The 18,523-nt window shown below is 24.1% G+C and carries 19 protein-coding genes; 3 read left to right on the top strand and 16 right to left on the bottom strand.

Translation table 11 applies throughout. The features are described from left to right. The 8 genes from CLTHE_RS10115 to CLTHE_RS10080 form a co-directional block, all read right to left on the bottom strand. The coding region (locus CLTHE_RS10115) for a hypothetical protein (protein ID WP_143324065.1) at positions 1-301 on the bottom strand (301 nt) is incomplete at its 3' end. After that, entirely contained in the window at positions 298-1,449 is a 1,152-nt protein-coding gene (locus CLTHE_RS10110) for a glycosyltransferase (protein ID WP_080023226.1), read from the bottom strand. The genes CLTHE_RS10115 and CLTHE_RS10110, both read right to left, overlap by 4 nt. 11 nt (positions 1,450-1,460) lie before the next feature. Beyond that, positions 1,461-2,732, bottom strand: a complete 1,272-nt coding sequence (locus CLTHE_RS10105; protein WP_080023225.1) for a glycosyltransferase family 4 protein — start codon at positions 2,730-2,732, stop codon at positions 1,461-1,463. A 7-nt stretch (positions 2,733-2,739) separates the two neighbouring features. Then, entirely contained in the window at positions 2,740-3,789 is a 1,050-nt protein-coding gene (locus CLTHE_RS10100) for a mannose-1-phosphate guanylyltransferase (protein ID WP_080023224.1), read from the bottom strand. A gap of 15 nt (positions 3,790-3,804) precedes the next feature. Beyond that, positions 3,805-4,455 carry a sugar transferase gene (locus tag CLTHE_RS10095; protein ID WP_080023223.1) on the bottom strand — a complete coding sequence of 217 codons (651 nt, stop codon included), beginning with the start codon at positions 4,453-4,455 and terminating at the stop codon, positions 3,805-3,807. A 21-nt stretch (positions 4,456-4,476) separates the two neighbouring features. After that, entirely contained in the window at positions 4,477-5,250 is a 774-nt protein-coding gene (locus tag CLTHE_RS10090) for a tyrosine-protein phosphatase (RefSeq protein WP_080023222.1), read from the bottom strand. An 11-nt stretch (positions 5,251-5,261) separates the two neighbouring features. Further along, complete coding sequence (locus CLTHE_RS10085) at positions 5,262-5,909, bottom strand: CpsD/CapB family tyrosine-protein kinase (RefSeq protein ID WP_080023221.1); 648 nt, start codon at positions 5,907-5,909, stop codon at positions 5,262-5,264. Beyond that, on the bottom strand, positions 5,909-6,655 hold the full coding sequence (locus CLTHE_RS10080; RefSeq protein WP_080023220.1) for a YveK family protein: 747 nt from the start codon (positions 6,653-6,655) through the stop codon (positions 5,909-5,911). The genes CLTHE_RS10085 and CLTHE_RS10080 overlap by 1 nt, the downstream gene beginning before the upstream one ends. A 484-nt stretch (positions 6,656-7,139) precedes the next feature. Here CLTHE_RS10080 and CLTHE_RS10075 point away from each other — a divergent pair, with 484 nt between their 5' ends. Further along, positions 7,140-7,964: a zinc ribbon domain-containing protein gene (locus CLTHE_RS10075; protein ID WP_158082713.1), complete on the top strand. Its 825-nt coding sequence runs from the start codon at positions 7,140-7,142 to the stop codon at positions 7,962-7,964. A 47-nt stretch (positions 7,965-8,011) separates the two neighbouring features. On the opposite strand, the gene CLTHE_RS10070 is transcribed toward CLTHE_RS10075, so the two are convergent. The 3 genes from CLTHE_RS10070 to CLTHE_RS10060 form a co-directional block, all read right to left on the bottom strand. Further along, positions 8,012-8,899 (bottom strand): N-acetylmuramoyl-L-alanine amidase family protein, encoded by an 888-nt coding sequence (locus CLTHE_RS10070; RefSeq protein WP_158082712.1) that lies wholly within the window; start codon positions 8,897-8,899, stop codon positions 8,012-8,014. 15 nt (positions 8,900-8,914) lie between these two features. Beyond that, positions 8,915-10,027 carry a YARHG domain-containing protein gene (locus tag CLTHE_RS10065; RefSeq protein WP_080023233.1) on the bottom strand — a complete coding sequence of 371 codons (1,113 nt, stop codon included), beginning with the start codon at positions 10,025-10,027 and terminating at the stop codon, positions 8,915-8,917. 230 nt (positions 10,028-10,257) lie between these two features. Continuing rightward, positions 10,258-11,415, bottom strand: a complete 1,158-nt coding sequence (locus tag CLTHE_RS10060) for a CapA family protein (protein ID WP_080023217.1) — start codon at positions 11,413-11,415, stop codon at positions 10,258-10,260. Positions 11,416-11,579: 164 nt separating this feature from the next. On the opposite strand from CLTHE_RS10060, the gene CLTHE_RS10055 reads away from it, so the two are divergent. Beyond that, positions 11,580-12,497, top strand: coding sequence for an LCP family protein (locus tag CLTHE_RS10055; protein ID WP_080023216.1), 918 nt, complete (start codon positions 11,580-11,582; stop codon positions 12,495-12,497). A 150-nt stretch (positions 12,498-12,647) separates the two neighbouring features. Here CLTHE_RS10055 and CLTHE_RS10050 read toward each other — a convergent pair whose 3' ends face one another. The 4 genes from CLTHE_RS10050 to CLTHE_RS10035 all read right to left on the bottom strand — a co-directional run bounded on the left by CLTHE_RS10050 (position 12,648) and on the right by CLTHE_RS10035 (position 14,862). Further along, a complete protein-coding gene (locus CLTHE_RS10050) occupies positions 12,648-12,899 on the bottom strand; it encodes a hypothetical protein (RefSeq protein ID WP_002596885.1) in 252 nt (83 codons plus the stop codon). Positions 12,900-13,073: 174 nt separating this feature from the next. Next, entirely contained in the window at positions 13,074-13,727 is a 654-nt protein-coding gene (locus tag CLTHE_RS10045) for a helix-hairpin-helix domain-containing protein (protein WP_242945635.1), read from the bottom strand. 30 nt (positions 13,728-13,757) lie between these two features. Further along, positions 13,758-14,144 (bottom strand): type II secretion system protein, encoded by a 387-nt coding sequence (locus tag CLTHE_RS10040; RefSeq protein ID WP_080023215.1) that lies wholly within the window; start codon positions 14,142-14,144, stop codon positions 13,758-13,760. 208 nt (positions 14,145-14,352) lie between these two features. Beyond that, a complete protein-coding gene (locus CLTHE_RS10035) occupies positions 14,353-14,862 on the bottom strand; it encodes a DUF4865 family protein (RefSeq protein ID WP_080023214.1) in 510 nt (169 codons plus the stop codon). A 118-nt stretch (positions 14,863-14,980) separates the two neighbouring features. Between CLTHE_RS10035 and CLTHE_RS10030 the strand changes: the two genes are divergently transcribed. Next, positions 14,981-15,781, top strand: a complete 801-nt coding sequence (locus CLTHE_RS10030; RefSeq protein WP_080023213.1) for a LysR family transcriptional regulator — start codon at positions 14,981-14,983, stop codon at positions 15,779-15,781. A gap of 179 nt (positions 15,782-15,960) precedes the next feature. On the opposite strand, the gene mprF is transcribed toward CLTHE_RS10030, so the two are convergent. Then, complete coding sequence (gene mprF, locus CLTHE_RS10025; protein WP_158082711.1) at positions 15,961-18,489, bottom strand: bifunctional lysylphosphatidylglycerol flippase/synthetase MprF; 2,529 nt, start codon at positions 18,487-18,489, stop codon at positions 15,961-15,963. Positions 18,490-18,523 lie beyond the last annotated feature (34 nt).

Raw genomic sequence — 18,523 nt, 5'->3', positions numbered from 1 at the left:
TAACTAACCCTATTACTAATATCCATCTAATTATTAGATTAAACATCTTATACAAATATTTAGTATCAAAATAGACAAAATATGATAATAGAAAACAAACTATCATAATTGAAAGATATATAACTCTCTTATTATTTTTTATAAATCCTAAAATACTAATTGGAAGTATGCTACAAATAAAAATAATATTTAAAATCATTCTATATTTATATGAATAAACTGAACAATCACTTACTAACAATATTACTATTAGAATACTTAAATATATATATTTATTATTTTTGCTTTCAACTAAATTCATCTTTGCTCCTTAGAAAGATTAATCTCTAAAATTTTTGATATTTCATCTTTACATCTATCTATATAATAGTATTCTTCAAATATCATATTTGAAATATTTTTCATTTTAATTTGAGAATAATCTCTAACTATTTCTTTTATTTTATTTATAAATTCTATATTTGTATTAGCCTTATATATACATTTATTTTCACCTTTATTAATAGCTTCATCATATCCAATTAATGATTCTTCTGTAGCTATTACTGGTAATCCCATAGATAAAGCCTCTGCTATTTTAACCTTCATTCCAGCACCTTCCAAAATAGGTGATATAAATACACTATTTTCAGGAATAATTTCTTCAACAGATTTAAAATTTGGATAAACAACTATGTTATCTTTACCATTATATGCTTTAATTGTCTCACTAGGCTTACTACCAGCTATTATCAATTGGAAATTATCATATTCTATGTTTTTCCATACATTTTTAATAAACCATTCAATTCCACTATAATTGGGATAGTACCATAGAGACCCTAGAAAAATAAAATTTAATTTTTTATTAGATTTTTTATTTAATTCTATTTTTTTTTCTAAACATATTGGTATTATATATTCTTTTTTTACCTTATATTCATATAATGTTTTAGCTCTTTTTTTGTCTCTTTCAGTAAGAAATATTATTGAATCACTGTAATCAAAAGCTTTTTTTTCATCTCTATATACAGATTTTCTCTCAATTAATTTTATTAATTTCTTTTTTATTCCTTTAAATTTTTCAACATAATTTTCGCAATAATCTAACTCTATATTGTCTAATTGAGTTATTATCTTAATATTAGGCCATTTATTTTTTAAATATTTTGCTATGAATCCTAATCTACTATTACTCAGTATTACAACATCCGGACTATATTCTATTATTTTATTTTTATTAAATTTCCAATCTATATACATATAATTTGAATGAAATGCTAATCTAGATAAAACATCATTTATTTTATTCTTTTTAGATAAAATATCAGTTTTTAAAGCTTCAGTTGGTGAATATACTTTAAGCTCTATCTCCTCAATACTTTTTAGAGATAAATATAATTTTTTTACATTTATTCCTCCTCCATTTATTGAGTTTATATCATTTGGAGTTATAAATAATACTTTCATTTTCTATCCTTTCATTCTAGTATTTTCTGCATATTTTTTAACGTGTTAGTCCATTGATATTTAGTTTCAATTGTTGTCTTTGCATTATTTGAAATTATTCTATTAAGTTCTTTGTCTTTAATTAAATTTATTGTATTTATAACAAAATCATTTATATCATCACATACAAATATATCTTTTCCACTTGTAACATATATTCCCTCTGCTCCTATACTATTAGTAACTATTGGAACCCCCATAGCCATTGTCTCTAATATCTTAGTTTTTATTCCAGACCCATATATTAAAGGAGCGATAGATACACTACAATCTTGTATATATTTTCTTATATCATCTACTTCCCCAGTTACTATTACATCTTCTTTATCCTTAAATCTTTCAAAATACTCTTCACTACATTTTCCAACAATTCTAAATTTACATTCTGGTATTTCTAATTTTATTTTAGGAAATATATTTTTTATAAAATGCTCAACTGCTGTTTGATTATGTGGAATATTCATATTACCTAAAAAGCATATAGTATTTTCTTTTTTCTCTTTAACTACATTTCTAGAATAATAATCAAAATCTACGCCTATAGTTATACATATACTTTTATTACTATTCGTTATTTTGTTAAATTCATTTGATTCTTTTGGGGAAACAAATATTATATTTTTAAAATTAATAGATATATCTTTCTCATATTTCTTTAATAAATTTCCCTCAAGAGTAAGTATGATTTTCTTCATAATATTTCTATCTACTAAATTCAAAAAAATTTTAGGTAATCTATTCTTATATTGACCAAAGATATTCACATCATCAACATTTTCTAATTGTCTAAAATATCTCTTAGATATTAAATCATCCATATCTAAAATTCTTTTTGCATTGCTTTCTTTTAGCCTTGAAACATATTCTGCAGTCCTTGCCATGTCACAAATTATAATATCTGGCTTAATCTCATCTACGATATTTTGAAAATTTTTTTGACTTTTCTTTGAATAGTAAATAGAAACTTGTAATGGCCACTTTCTTAAAATAAAACTCTGTAATATTATGTTTTTTAATTTTTCTAATTTATTAGGTTGACTAATTCTATACTGTTTTTTTATAAAGCTCATTTTATTATTTATTTTTTCAAAATCAGTAAATATAGCTAAATTAACTTCTGCACCAAATATTTCACATAACCCCTTACAATAATTATAAAGTACAACTTCACGTCCACCAGTTATTGGATATATTGGTCTTGTAACTAAAAATAATATTTTCTTATTATAAAATTTTCCTTCCATTATTTTTTTAAAGTACCTCTCTATAATCTTTTAAATTATCCATATAACTTTTATTTACTATAAATATTGCATTATCAGTTTCTAAAGTCATTGTATCTTCCATTCCTATCATTATAACTTTTTTATTAGCATTATTTATTGCCATATTAGATTTTGATTCAATAACTCGTACATCTCCTGAAACTATATTATCTTGATAATCTTTTTCTCTATATCGTTCTATTGCTCTCCAAGTTCCAATATCATCCCAATCAATATCACTAGGTATTACACATATTTCTTTTGATTTTTCTAATATTCCATAATCTACAGATATTGAATCTGTATTTTTATAATTAATATTTATTTCATTTTGCAGATTGCCTTCTTCTACATCTTTTAAAGTTTTTAAAGCTTCATAAGTTCCAGGAATATATTTTTCAATTTTATTTAAAATGTTTTCTGTAGTCCATAAAAACATTCCACCATTCCAAAGATAATTTCCATTTTTTAAATATTTTTTGGCTATATCTAAATTTGGTTTTTCAACAAACTTATCTACTCCTCTAACTTCACTTTTATGAATATTAATTTTTTTATTATTAAATTTTATATATCCATACCCAGTTTCTGGTCTATTAGGTTTCATACCTAAAGTTATTATTGAATTTTTATTTTCTTCTAGATATTCTTCTGCATCTAATAATATCTCTCTAAACCTATTTTCATTTTTTATTAAATGATCTGAAGGTAAAACAACCATTTTTGAATTTTTATAATATCTTTGTATTATAAAAGCTGATAAAGCAATACATGGTGCAGTATTTCTACCTTCTGGCTCAACTATTATGTTTCTCTCAGGTAAATCTGGTAATTGCTTTTTTACTAAATCTATATACTTTTCTCCAGTACATACAAATATATTTTCAATAGGAATTATTGGCCTTATTCTATCTACAGTCATTTGTATCATAGTTTTGTTACCTATAAGATTTAAAAATTGTTTTGGCTTTTCCTCAGTTGATAATGGCCAAAATCTAGTACCTTTTCCACCAGCCATAATTAATCCACATAACACAGTGTATCCCCTCCTCTAATGTGCATTTTCATCTCCAAATAATACAAAAAAAGTTTTTACTATTAGTAAAACATCAACTTTTATACATCTGTTATGAACATAATCAATATCTAATTTCATCCAATCTTCAAAATCAATATTATTTCTTCCATTAACTTGCCAATAACATGTTAAGCCTGGTTTAACCACTAATCTTTCTAGCATCCAAGGTTTAAATTCTTTAACTTCTTTAGGAAGAGATGGTCTTGGTCCTACTAAACTCATATCTCCTTTTATAATATTTATAAGTTGAGGTAACTCATCTATACTTGTTTTCCTTATAAATTTTCCTACTTTAGTTATTCTTGGATCATTTTTCATTTTAAACATAGGACCTGACATTTCATTTTTTTCTACTAGTTTTTCTTTTATTTCTTCTGCATTTATTACCATACTTCTAAACTTATACATTTTGAAAGTTTTACCATTTAAACCCACTCTATCTTGTGAAAATATTACTGATCCTTCTGATTCTATCTTTATAAGAATAATTACAATTAATATAATTGGACTTAAAATTGTAATTCCTAGTAATGATAAAACTATATCTGTTAATCTTTTGATAAAATTATAAATTGATTTTCCACTGTAATCTTCTTTAAATTTTATTTTTATTTCTTCACTCATTTTCTTCGCTCCTATGTTTATTTATTTTCTCTTTAAGAACGAAAATATCCCTTTTTTCTTTTTATCAAACTCTTTTCCACAAAATATTATTTCTTCATTTAAAAGTAGTTTTTTAGAATTTTTAAATACTTCTTCTTTAAAATTATTATTTATTTTTTTTATATTTCTTATAGAATCACTTATCTCAGTCTTTCTTGTTGTAATATTATGTCCATCTGAACCTATAAAACTATAAATATTATTTTTCAATAATTCTTTTGCAGATTCTTTTGCTTTTTCTCCATGTCTTCCTGTTATACTTCCCGCATTAAGTTGAAAAAGACATCCTTCATTAATAAAGTCATTTATTAACCTAGGATGTCTTTGAATGTAAGAATATCTTTCTGGATGGGCAATTATTGGAACTATTCCTTGTAATTTTAATTCATATAAAGTGTCTAGCACATCTCTTTCAAACTCTTTCATATTAAGTTCTATTAGAAGATATCTTCCTCCATTTATTGTTCCTATAACTCCTTCTTCTAAATCATCTAACAACCTATTGCTAAAATAAACTTCTTGTCCAAAATGTATATTTATATTTATATTTTCTTTTTGTAATTGACTTCTTAATGATAAGACTCTTTCTTTTACTGAATCATAACTTTCTTCTCCGTAACCAATACAATAATGTGGTGTTGCCACTATATCAGTTGTCCCGTCTTTTTCAGCAATTCTTAACATTTCTAAAGTCATGTCCATATCTTTAGAGCCATCATCAATTCCAGGTAAGACATGTGAATGTATATCTATCATTCAATCATCTCCTATCCATAATAGTAATAATATTTTTCTCTAGTTCCTTCTGCTCTATTTAATACTGTCCCTATTATTTTTCCACCTACTTTTTCAATTTCAGATTTAGTTTCTAATACAGCTTCTTTCTTTGAAAAGCCAGATCTTACAACTAAAACTACCCCATCTACAATTCTTGAAAGAATTTGTGCATCAGTTACAGCTTTAATTGGTGGACTATCTATTATTATTACATCATATTCTTTATCTAGTTTATCTAATAAATCTGACATAGCTTTTGAGCTCAACATCTCTGAAGGATTTGGTGGAACTACTCCTGCTGTAAGGATATCTAAATATTTATTATAATTTTGAATATGTTTATTTATATCTTCCTTACTTATAAGTACATTTGTTAAACCTGTCCTATTAGAAATATTAAATTCCTTATGAACATTAGAGCGTCTTAAATCACAATCTATAATAATTACTTTTTTTTCTTCTTGAGCAAACGCCAAAGCTATATTACTAGCTGTTGTGCTTTTCCCTTCTCCAGGAATAGAACTTGTAAAAAGTATTCTTTTCATATCTTTATCAAATGAAGAGTATTTTATATTTGTTCTTAATGTTCTATAGCTTTCAGCTGCTATTGATTTTGGGCTTTTTTCTATAATTAACATTATTTAAACATCCTCCTACTACTTCTATTTCTTCCGCTTCTTGTTGAAAGATTACTAGATTTAACTTCTTCTTCTGAATAATCTATTATTGTCCCAATAACAGGTAATCCAAGAGATTTTTCTAAATCCTCTTTATCTCTAAACGTATTATCCATAAATTCAAGTAATAGAGCTATTCCAATTCCAACTAAAATTCCTAATATAAGTGCTATTACTATATTTAATACTTTATTAGGACTTACTGGACTAGATGGATAATTTGCTCTTTCTATAACTTGTACATTTGAATTTGGTATAAGTTCCTTTGACTTCTTAATAAAAACTTTTGTTATACCTTCTATAATATTTACAGCTCTTTGTGGATCTGTATCTTTATAAGTTATATCTATTATTTGTGTGTTAGCCTTTGGTGTAACACTTAAATTTTTAATTACATTTTTCGCTTTAAGATTTATTCCCGCTTCATTCAATGCTGTTTGCACTAAATCATCTGTCATTATTACATCTGAATAAGTACTTAAAAGATTTTGATACATTTGAATTTCATTGTTATCATAGTTATGATTAATTTTACTTTCTGCTTTACCAACAAAAAGCTTTTCTTCAACTTGATATTTTGGTGTAATCACAAAAAAACTTAAAATTATTGAAACGATAACAAATACTGCTGTTATAATTCCAATTAATTTATACTTTCTTTTAATTACATCAAAAAATTCACTTAAGTTAATGTTTTCTTCCTGCAACTTGGCTCCTCCTCAAATTGTTCTTTTTAATCCGCTTAGAATTATAACACATTTTTCCTTTTTTTAAATATTATTAAACTTTAACCAAAATTATATTTTTTATTTACAAATCCTCTCAATCCCTTGTATAATTCCATTTTTACATATAATGCTATTATTTGGGATATTTATGTTAAATAGTTAATATATTAATATATTTTATAATATTTTATTACTTATTTTATTTTTTTTTATTTTTATATCACTCTATAATATCTTCTACTTAAATTTTGTGAAACTTTTCATACATATATGAAATTATTATTTTTATAACAAATCTAAATATATTTCCTTTATATTCTGCTAATTTTTTTTAAATTTATTAAAAAAACTATTAACGACTTCGTATTTTTTATATTTCTTTTCTATGAATTTATTGACCATTTTATTAATAATATATATACTTATCTAAGTGCTTAACTATTTTATGAGAGGGGAATTTATTATGTTTTGTACAAAATGCGGTAATGAGTTAGACAATGATGCTTTATTTTGCACTTCTTGTGGCAATAAAGTAAAAAAAGAAGAAGCTGAAGAAAGGGGACAAGCTTCTGAAAATACTATTAATGTATCAATATCAAGTGAAAAGGCTAAAGGCTTCTTTAAAACTATTTTTAAAGTTTTAAAAAGCCCAACATCTTATGTTCATGTATTAGAAGAAAATCTAAATAGTAAAAACAATTTAATTCTTGTAATCATATCTTTATTACTTATTCCAATAATAAATATTATTTCTTTAAAAACAGTAATTTCTAATGTATTAATTTCATTTGGACAATTAAGTTCAATTTTAGAAGGTAGAGCTATTAGTCATTTAGATTCTCTTACTTTCAAAAAAGAATTTGAAGTTATGTTTGATGCTATTGCTCCAACTGGGAAAATATTTATGTTTAATATTATTTTCTATATTTTATTATTCGCAATAATTTCAGGTATAGTTTTTATAGGAATTAAAACTTCTGGAAATAATTTAACTTTTGAAAATTTAATTAGAGTTTTAACACTTCCAGTTATTATACTTTTATTATCATCAATTTTATCTCCATTAACTTTATCAGTAACTATTACATTCTCTTTAATAGTATCATTAATTTTAAATGGAATATTTATTGTAACACTTTATAATGGATTTAAATCTTTAGCTCCAAACTTTGAGCTTTTACCTTATATTTATAGTATTGCTTTTGTAGTAGGATTTCTTCTTACTTACTATATATCATTTAAAATGCTATTATCAGATTTAATAACTACATTTACGAAATTTATGTAATAAATAAAAAGCTATCTAAAGTTATTATTCTTTAGATAGCTTTTATTTTATTTAAAATTTATTTTCTCTATTCCATTTTTTATTCCTTCTGCAATTGTACTAATATTTTCTTCTGAAGATAAAAATTTATCTTCTTCTGGATTAGATATAAATCCTAATTCTAATAAAACTACAGGAATTTTAGACCAATTAAATCCCGTTAAATCACTTCTATATTGAAGCCCTCTATTATTTAAGCCTGTCTTTTTTGTATATTCTTCAATTATATTTTTTCCGTATTCTATACTTTTCTCTGAAATTTCTTTAGTTATATAACCTCTTTGCTTTGGTACTAACATAGAAGCACCTTTTGCACTACTATTTGAAAAACTATCACAATGAATTCTTATCATTAAATTAGCATTTTCTTTGTTCCCAACTTCTGCTCTTTCAATGCTACTTAAAAGGGTTTCTGCATTATCTTTTGTTAATACAACAGTATATCCATCTCTTTCTAAAAGCTCTTTTAATTTTAAAGTTACATCCATAGCTATTTCATATTCATTCTTTTTTGAAATTAATCCTACTGAACCTGATGTATCTTTTAATTTCATTTCATCTGAATCTGGAGAAATCTTTTCTTTTTCAGTTCCTGGTTTTTTTGAATGTCCTGGATCTAATACTATTTTTATACCATTTTTATTTTTTGAACTTATCTCTTCATTTATAATATATTTATTTTCTTCTATGCTTTCTTTATTTTCTTCTAAATTATTTTTATCCTCTTCTAATTTATTTAATTTATCTTTTTCATCTTCAGTTTCTTTTGAAGAATTTTCATTTGATTCATTAACTAAATTATCATTTAAACTTTTATTTGTATTATTTGATGCTCCACATCCTACAAATATAAAACTACATAATATCAATGTAAAAACAAAGCTTAACCTTCTCATATTTTTCATTTATCTTTATTCTTTCTCAAGTTTTTGTATTAATTTAACATTTTCTTTTTCAAAATCATTTAACTCTGAATCAGACCCTTTAAAATAGCTATTGGGAGTATACCATTCTTTTTGGTTAAAATAACTTTTAAATGGCTCTTGATTAAATATATATCCATGTCTTGCATAAATTTCATTTCTTATTAAAGCCAACTCTTCCTTATTATATATAGATAATTCTTCTTTATTTAAATATCTTACATCACTATCAGAAATTAAATATAAATCTCCATCATTAAAATTAGTGTTTATGTCGCTATTTTCACTAATCACATCTTCAATATCATCTTCACTTAATCCAAGGGTTCCCTCTATATTGTTATACAATACACTTTCATATAAGTTATATCCATATGCACTAGCTTGTACTAATAATTCTTTTGATTGTTTATAGTTACCTTTTTTATACTCATCCTTTGCAAGATTTTCTAAGACTTCTCTTTTAAGTTCATCCTTTTGAGATTTTGATAAATTATCAATATTATCTATTTGTGAAAAATTAACTCTATCTGATTCAACTAGTTTTAATATGTCATCTTTAACCTTATCATATCTTTCTAAGCCTATTATTTTATCATAATATTTAATTTTTTCTTTTATATCAGAAGTTTTTTCGATTTCTTTAGTATATTTTGAATAGCAAATATCATCATAAAATGCATAAACAAGTCCTCCACTTGCTATTATAATAACTGCTATTATTCCAGCTATTAAGCCTTTTTTACTTTTCTTTTTTTCATCTTTAACTAAATTATTAGTATTATTTGAATTACCGTTAGTATTATTATTTTTAGTCTTCTTATTTTCAACAACTTTTATATCATTTAAAGCTTCTATATTCTCATATTTTTTTGAGTTTTCTACTTTTTTAATTTTTTCATCTTGATTATCCGTTTGTATATCTTTTATATTATTTTTGTTTGGAACTTCTAAATTATTTTTGTTTTTATCTAACTTTTCCGTACTTACTATATTTTTAGTTTCATTTACTGATTGTACTTTCTTAATTTCTAAACCACATTTTGAGCAAAACTTCTCTCCATCTTTTAATTTATTACCACATCTTTTGCAAAATGCCATATTCTCTTCCCCCTAATTATACTCATAAATCCTATCTAAACTTATATATTCTTTTATCATATAATTTTATTCTTAATCTAAATAATTGTTCTATCCATATTTAATGTCTTACAAAAAAACATTTTTAATATAACTTGATTTAAATAATTCTTTTTTAAATAAAATTAGTTATGTCGCATTATTTAAAAAAACTAAATTACTATATTCTTTCTATAATAAATTAAGGCTTTTTATTTTAAAGTAAAAAACTCATCACTTATCTTTCCATTTAAAGTTTCTGATAAATTATTTAACTCTTTTAATATTGCTTTCTTTTCTTCTCCTTTAGATGGAGTTGGTCTATAATCATTTCTATTTTTAACAGAGCTTATTGAAGCTGGAATTATTCTATATTCTGCTCCAACATTCTTATTATCTTCAAACTTAAATTTCATTTGAACCATAAAGGTTCTTTTATCTACTGGATTTGAATTTCCTCCAAAACTAAAGTTTCCTAAAGAATAAACTATCATCTTACCTTTATAATTTTCTATACTTTGCATAACATGTGGATGTGAACCTAATACCATGTCTGCTCCATTATCTATTGAAAACTTTGCAAGATTAACTTGAACATCATAAGGTTTATTCGCTCTTTCTATCCCCCAATGGAAATATGGAATTACTAAAAGTGCTCCTTTATCTCTCATCTCTTCTATATCTGCTTTTATTTTACTTTTTAATTCCTCTGTTTCCATCCATCCTTGATAACCTAAAAAAGCTACCTTTATTCCTTTTATTCCTTTTATTTCTTTTAATATTTTATACCCTTCTCCACAAAAATCTACATTTGCTTCCTTTAAAGTATTAACTGTATCTGTAAAACCTTTTTGTCCATAATCATATATATGATTATTTGAAATTGTAACACCTTCAATATTTCCTTCTTTTAATATATTTACAAATTCTTTTGGTCCCTTAAAATTAAATGTTATTCCTTCACCTTTATTTAACTTTTCATTTGATTCTGTAAAAGTCGTTTCTAAATTAACAATTGTATAATCATCTTTTTCAAAAATTTCTTTAACGTTTTTCATTAAAGTCCCATAATCATTACCTGAATTAGCTACTTCAGCATTTAAACTAGAAGAATAATTAAAATTTGTATCTGTTCCTAATGTACAATCTCCTGCTGCTGTTATTATAATTTCTTCTTTTTTTACCACTTTCTCTTCTTTTAACTTATCTTCTTTTTCTATTTCATTGCCGCTTACAAGAAGACTTTCATCTTTTTTATCTCCTGACACTATGTAAAAAATGCTTCCGCTAATCAAAACAAAAATAGAACTAAATAAAATTAATCTTAATCTTTTTTCTTTCTTTTTCTTTCTTCTTTTATTTTTCCCCATAATCTTCTCTCCCTATATGTATTTATAATACCAATGTTCATTTTACCATATAAAGTAATTAAAGAATATATTTATATATATTTCTTTTATACTTATTTTAAGTAATATATTGTAAAATATTGTTTTATTATAGTAAAATAAATTTGAGGATAAAGGGGGATTTTATGAGAAAAAAAAATAATTCAAAAAAATTGACTACTAAAAAAATTATTTTAAGTATTGTTTGTGTTTTACTAACTCTTATTTTAATTTTTGCTGGAGGGATATTTTATTTTCTTAATAAAGTAAACACTGTAAAAATAGACAAAGATAATTTAGGTGTTAATGCTGAAGTTGCTCAAAAATCTAAAGAAAATAAAATAACTAATATTGCTTTATTTGGAATTGATGCACCTGTTGGTCAAAATGGTCGTTCAGATGCAATAATGATTCTTTCAATTGATGAAAAAAATGGCAAACTTAAGCTTTCATCTATAATGAGAGATTCTTATGTTGATATTCTAGGGCGTGGAAAAGATAAAATAAATCACGCTTATGCTTTCGGTGGACCAGAACTTGCAATTCAAACTATAAATAATAACTTTGATTTAGATATAGATAAGTTTATGACTGTTAACTTTACTACACTTCCTCAAATAATTGATTCAATTGGTGGAGTAACTGTAAATATAACTCAAGCAGAAACTAAATATGTTCCTGGTGTTTCTGCTGGAACTCAAAAACTTAATGGAGCTCAAGCATTAGCTTATTCAAGAATTAGAAAAGATGGAGGAGATCAAATGAGAACTGAACGACAAAGAAATGTTATTAATTCTCTTTTTTCTACTATAGTAAAAACTTCTCCTTCTAAATATCCAACTCTTTTATCAGAGTTATTACCTTTAGTTAAAACTAATATATCATCAACTGAGTTTTTAGGACTTGGAAAAGATATTGTAGATACAGGTGCAACTAAACTTATTGAAAATAGATTTCCTTGTGATTTCCATAGACAAGGAAAAACTATAAAAGGTGTATCTTATCAAGTATTTGATTTATTCGAAGAAAAAGAAGAATTACATAAGTTTATTTTTGAGAACTAATATAAAATATTTTCTCAATATAAATAGTAATTTTCTAAAACTTATTAAAAATAAAATTTCTAACATAATCATTATTATGCTAGAAAATAAAAAATCCAACAAATTTTCTTGTTGGATTTTATTTTTTAAACAAATTATATTTTATGTCTATTAACCTTTAAGCCCATTCGCTTGTCTTTCCATATTCTCTATAACAACATCATGAATTTCTCCTAATGAAGCACAATATTCAAGAACCTTCCATGGAGTATTTGTGTGAAAATGTATTTTTATTAATTCTTCATCTCCAACTGCAAGTAAACAATCTCCTTCAATATTCTTTGTGATATATTCATTAATATCATCTTCTGAAAGATTTTCTCCTGCAATTAATAATTGTGTATCAAATATATATTCAAGCATAATTAATCTCCTTCTATAATTTTAATCTTATATTTTTTTAATTATATCACAAATTAAATGACTTTATTTTTAACTTATCTTTACCTTATTTTAAATTTATTATATTTATTTTCTGTATTATTAAATTAAAAAATAACCTTTTCTATAATGAAAAGGTCATTTTTTATTTAATTGCTAAGTACAAATAGAAGATTTTATTTTTTCAAAGGTAGCATCACCTATTCCACTTACATTTTTTATTTCTTCAATAGACTTAAAGCCACCATTTTCTTCTCTATATTTTATTATAGCTTCTGCTTTAGATTTTCCTATTCCACTTATCTTATTCAATTCATCTGAATCTGCAGTATTTATATTTATTAATTCATTTTCTGAACTATTATCTATATTACTTTTAATACTTGTATTATTAAATGCTTTCGCTTCCTTTAATTCATCTTTGTTCGGAATTAATATTGCTTCATTTTTCTTAAGCTCTTGTGCCCTATTTATAGTATCTAAAGTTCCTTTATCTGTTATTCCACCAGCTAATTTTATTAAATCTTCAACAATACTACCTTTATCCAATTCATAAACTCCTGGCTTTTTAATTTCACCTTTTATATCTACAAGTATTTTTTCTTCTTTTATTTCAATGTTTTCTTTAATTTCTTCATTGTTAGAAGTTTCTTCTTCAAAAATTGTATCATCAAAACTATTTCCTAATGTATCTTTTCCTTTAATCATATATGCACCTGTAAAACATATAAAAATAACTACTATCGAAATTATTCCAACAGTCTTTTTATTTTTTTGCATGAAATCTATTAGATTAAATTTATTATCCAATATTTTTTACCTCAACTTTTTCAAACATTTTTATGAAACTTCTAATACTATTTCTCCTTTATCGTTAAAACTATAATTTGAACCTTTAACAATTTCCATGCAAGTTTTTATTTCAGTTTTATCAGGTATATCCTTTGTTTCTGATAAATCAAAGTATTCTGTATAGTTTTTCCCACTCTCTTCTAAACTAGCTTTAGTTACTTCCGTTCCTAATTTTTTTGTTTCTCTTGAGTTAATTGTTTCCCAAGCAAAAACTACAGTTTTAGCTTGTGCCATAATACTCGCTTTCTTTGCATCATTTATGTATCCAGCTACTTTTGGAACAAAAAAAGTCATAAGCATCAGCATTATACAAACAACTGCTCCAGCTTCAATTAATGTAAATCCCTTTTTCTTTTTTCTCTTATTTATTTTCATAGATTCACCTCTTTATTGAATTATATTTAAAGTATGAACCTTGAAAATTTTAAATATACATTTTTTTCCTTATTTTTTAAATAAATTAATTGTAGTAAAATAAAAGAGTTGTTTCAGTTTTAACAACTCTCTTAAATATTTTTATATAATAACTATCTCATTCTGTCTTTAGAATAAAGCTTTAATAAATTTATTTATAAAATCACTTTTACACTGACATATGAAGAATTTGATAAATGGATTCCCCGTTTCTTTTAGGCATATCTTTATAAAAATAAAATTCTACATACTTCCATTTATCTGGGTTATAAATTATAACTTTACCTAAACATTCTTCATTTGGATATGTTAATTTTGGAGCCACAACTTTTACTTTATTTGAAAATTCATTTTCTATTTCTAATAAGTACTTAGCTTCTATAATATTTTCTTTTACATCTAATAAATAAGGAACACCTATATTTATATTTTGCCATCCAAAAGAATTTATTATATTATCATAAAAACCTTCAAATATGAATTTATTCATTCCTTCATTATTTTTCCATACATATAATGGAGCATATTGTTTTTTATTAGAATAATCAGCAATTAAATATGCTTTAAATAATAATTGGTCAAACCCATCTGTTTTATTTCCATTTTTAGTTACTCTATCCCTAATAATATCCATATCGTAATCATTAGGTAACGTAATTTTATATTGCATTCCTATCATATTAATACCTTCTTTCTCTTATATGAATATTATACGAAAAGCCTTTATTGATGTATAATGGTTAATATTCATATTTGATATTCTCTTTTGGAATATCAGAAGAAAGGAGTTTCAACCTATGGAATTTAATGATATAAAAATTTTCGTTACGGTTGCTAAAATGGAATCTATAACTAAAGCTTCAGAATATTTAGGATATGTACAATCACATATAAGCAAAAGAATTGATAAGCTTGAAAAAGAATTAAATTGCAAACTTTTTAAAAGAACTAATAGAGGCGTTATTTTACTTCCAAAAGGTGAAGAATTTTTATCATATTCCCAGAATATTATTAGTATTATGAATGAAGTAGAAGAACATTTTAAAATAAAACATGATTTTTTTAATATAGGAACAACTCAAACATTATCTCATAATTATTTATCTTCACTCTACTTGAAAAAAGAAAATCATATATTTATTAGAAATATAAAAGAGCTTATCCAAATGTATAATCAATCCTTTATAGATATATTAATACTAAATAGAAATATAGATAATTTAACTTCTAAATACACTCAAACAATTTCCGAAAAAATTTGTTGGATAAAATCTTCTTATAAAAAAGATAATAATTTTGATAAACCAATAATGATAAGTAAAGATATAGATTGTCCTTATCGTAAAAGAACTATTGAATACTTGAATAAATATAATAAAGAAAAAATCAATAATTTAATAGAAGTAGATAATCTAGATATATTAATAAAACTAGTTGAAAAAAATGAAGCAATTGCAATACTTCCTTATAAATCTATAAAGTTAAATAATAATCTCGCTCCTTTAAAATCATATAATTTAAAAGATATAGAAATTTATGTTTATAATAATACTAAATCAAATATGAATATTGATATACTGAATTTATTAGAAAATTAATGCCTTATATATTACATTTAAATTCATAAAAATATTAATAATAACCTATTTTTTTTAATTCTATATAAAATTAGACTGCTGCATTTTAAGAATACTCATGCTTTATAGTATTACACTTTTACATATAAAAACTATTTTTGAGTGTATCTTTTTGCAACAGTCTATTTATATTTAACCTTTTATTTTACTTCTTCTGAATTTGAAACTATTAAGTTTGCTTGTATTGTTGTTATTGGAAGTGAAAGTCTATTTTTATATGCTAAAAATTTTGGTTCCCATGTATGTGCATACTTTCCTTTAAAGTTTCTTAATCCTTCAAAAGAATATATTCCTTTTCCATACATATATAATTGGAATGCTATCTTTTCACTTAAAAATGAATATTTATATGTTCCTACATTTGAAAGTGGAGCTGACCCAAAATCAAAATATTTGTATCCATTTTCTTTTCCCCATTCCATAACTTTTACAAACATATAATCCATAACTCCTCTTGGATTATTTTTAGAAAATCTCATAAGATCTGAGCATAATTTTTTGTTTTCACCATAAGTTGGCATTATAGTTACAAAAGCTTTTAATATTCCTTCGTTATCTCTAACTAATCCTATAGGCCCTCTCTTTATATACTCTTCATTAAAAAATCCCATAGAAAATCCTTTTTCTTTTCTACCATTTAGCCAAATATCTGAAACTTCTTTTACTTCCATTAATACTTCATGGCTTATATTTTCTTCAATAACCTCAAAGGTATAACCAAGTTTATTTATTTTATTGCAACAAGTTCTAACCTTCTGCATCTTTTGACCAGCTATTGTAAAATCATCTAAATTAACTATTGCAGCTTCTCCAAGCTTCATAAATTCATATCCAAATTCATGAAGTATTTCAAACATGGATGCACTAACCTCAAAGAATATTGGGATATATCCATACATATCTGCAAAATCATAAAATTCCTCAATAAATTCTTTTATAGTATTCATATCTCCTAATGGATTTCCTAATACAAAAAGCTTATTTGAACTTACTGCATATTGAATCATTCCATCATATTTTTTAGATAAGTATATATATTTATCATTTAAATATATTAGATGTGTAAGAGATGTTCCATTGTATTTACTTAAAAACTCTTTTACCTCTTCTTCACACTCATCAAGCCTCATATGACGAATTTTATTCATATTTTTACCTAACACATACATTATTACTAAGAATAATATTCCAACTATAAGCCCTATAGTACTATAACTTATTAAATCTCTATACATTAAATTAAGTCTCTTAAATATAAATGGAAGTTTATAAATCTTAAATGGATAATTCATATAAATTCCTATTAAATAAATAACCCAAAATAATAATAACAAACCTGCATTTAATACTATATCTTCTGAACTTATAATAAAGCTTTTTCTATAAAACTCTTTTTTGCTTAATAAAATAATTATAAATACAATTAAAAGATAACCTGCTGCAATATAATTAAATGATTTTAATACTGTAAATATTGTTCCTATTAATAATATTATTAATGTCAAATAATATATGCTCTTTGCTCTAGTTTTTATAAGAGTTGCAAGTACAATTAATATGAACCCAACTACAATAACTAAAAACTTAGAAAAATGCATTTCGGTACTTGCACTTAAAAATCTAATTTCTTTTATTTTAAAAACTATATTAGGCACAGCAGTACTTATTAAAAGAGACACTCCTGATAAAAATACTAAAATCTTTAAACCTAAAAAGCTTAATTTTGAAAAAACTAAAGATATTATATTTTTTACTCTCTTATCTCGGTTAAACCATAATTCATGTAAAAATAATAATGCTGCTATAGCAAGAGGAATAATATAATAAACTAACCTATATAAAAACACACTTAAAAGACATAATTCCTTTGGAAGACCAAGTGAAGTAAGTCCTATAAGCATTGAAAGATCAAAAGCTCCAATAGCTCCTGGAAGCATACTTACCATTCCAAGAATCATAGCTATAACAAATACTGGGAAAAAAGCAGCAAAGCTAACTTTTACTCCTAAAATAACTACAATTGAATAAAATAATCCTATTGAAAATGCCCAATCTAAAAATGAAGCAATTACAATTCCAAATATATGCTTTCCTTCAACTACACTATTTTCTTTTTTACTTTTATAGGCTATATATGCTAATATTCCTGGTATATATAAAGTCAATAATATTGCACAAATATTACCTAAAGAAAATAAATCATTTCCTCTAAAATAAAATATTAAATATACTACTGATAAAATAGATAAACCTGATGGATTTAAAAGAGAAATCTTTGTTATTTCAGTTAACAATAGTTTTTTATTTTCATTTTCATCTTTGTAAAAATATGTTCTAAGGCTTATACCTGCTGCATCTCCAAGTCCTGCAACTATAGTAACAGCATTTACAATCCAACTATATTTTAATATTTTAATAATTGAAAGATTAAAATTCATTTTTCTTTTTATTAAAAAATCATATAAGCACATAGGTGCAAATGCAATTAATCCTAAAATAATTATTGCAACAAAACTTAAATCTGACATATCATGTATGCTTTTTTCTAACAATCTTAAATTAAAGTCTCCCATAAATCCTCTTATTCCAAGAATTAAAAGAATTAAAATAATAACTCCAAAAAGCACTTTAAATATCGATGTTATTTGTTTTTTCTTTAGTAAATTCATAATTCCACCTTTATTCATTATTTTTTGACTTACT

Origin of the sequence: Clostridium thermobutyricum DSM 4928 (genome assembly GCF_002050515.1) — a bacterium.
In the GTDB taxonomy this organism is placed as follows: domain Bacteria; phylum Bacillota; class Clostridia; order Clostridiales; family Clostridiaceae; genus Clostridium; species Clostridium thermobutyricum.
Note: the sequence above shows the minus strand (reverse complement) of the source record. Positions and strands in the feature narration are given on the sequence as shown.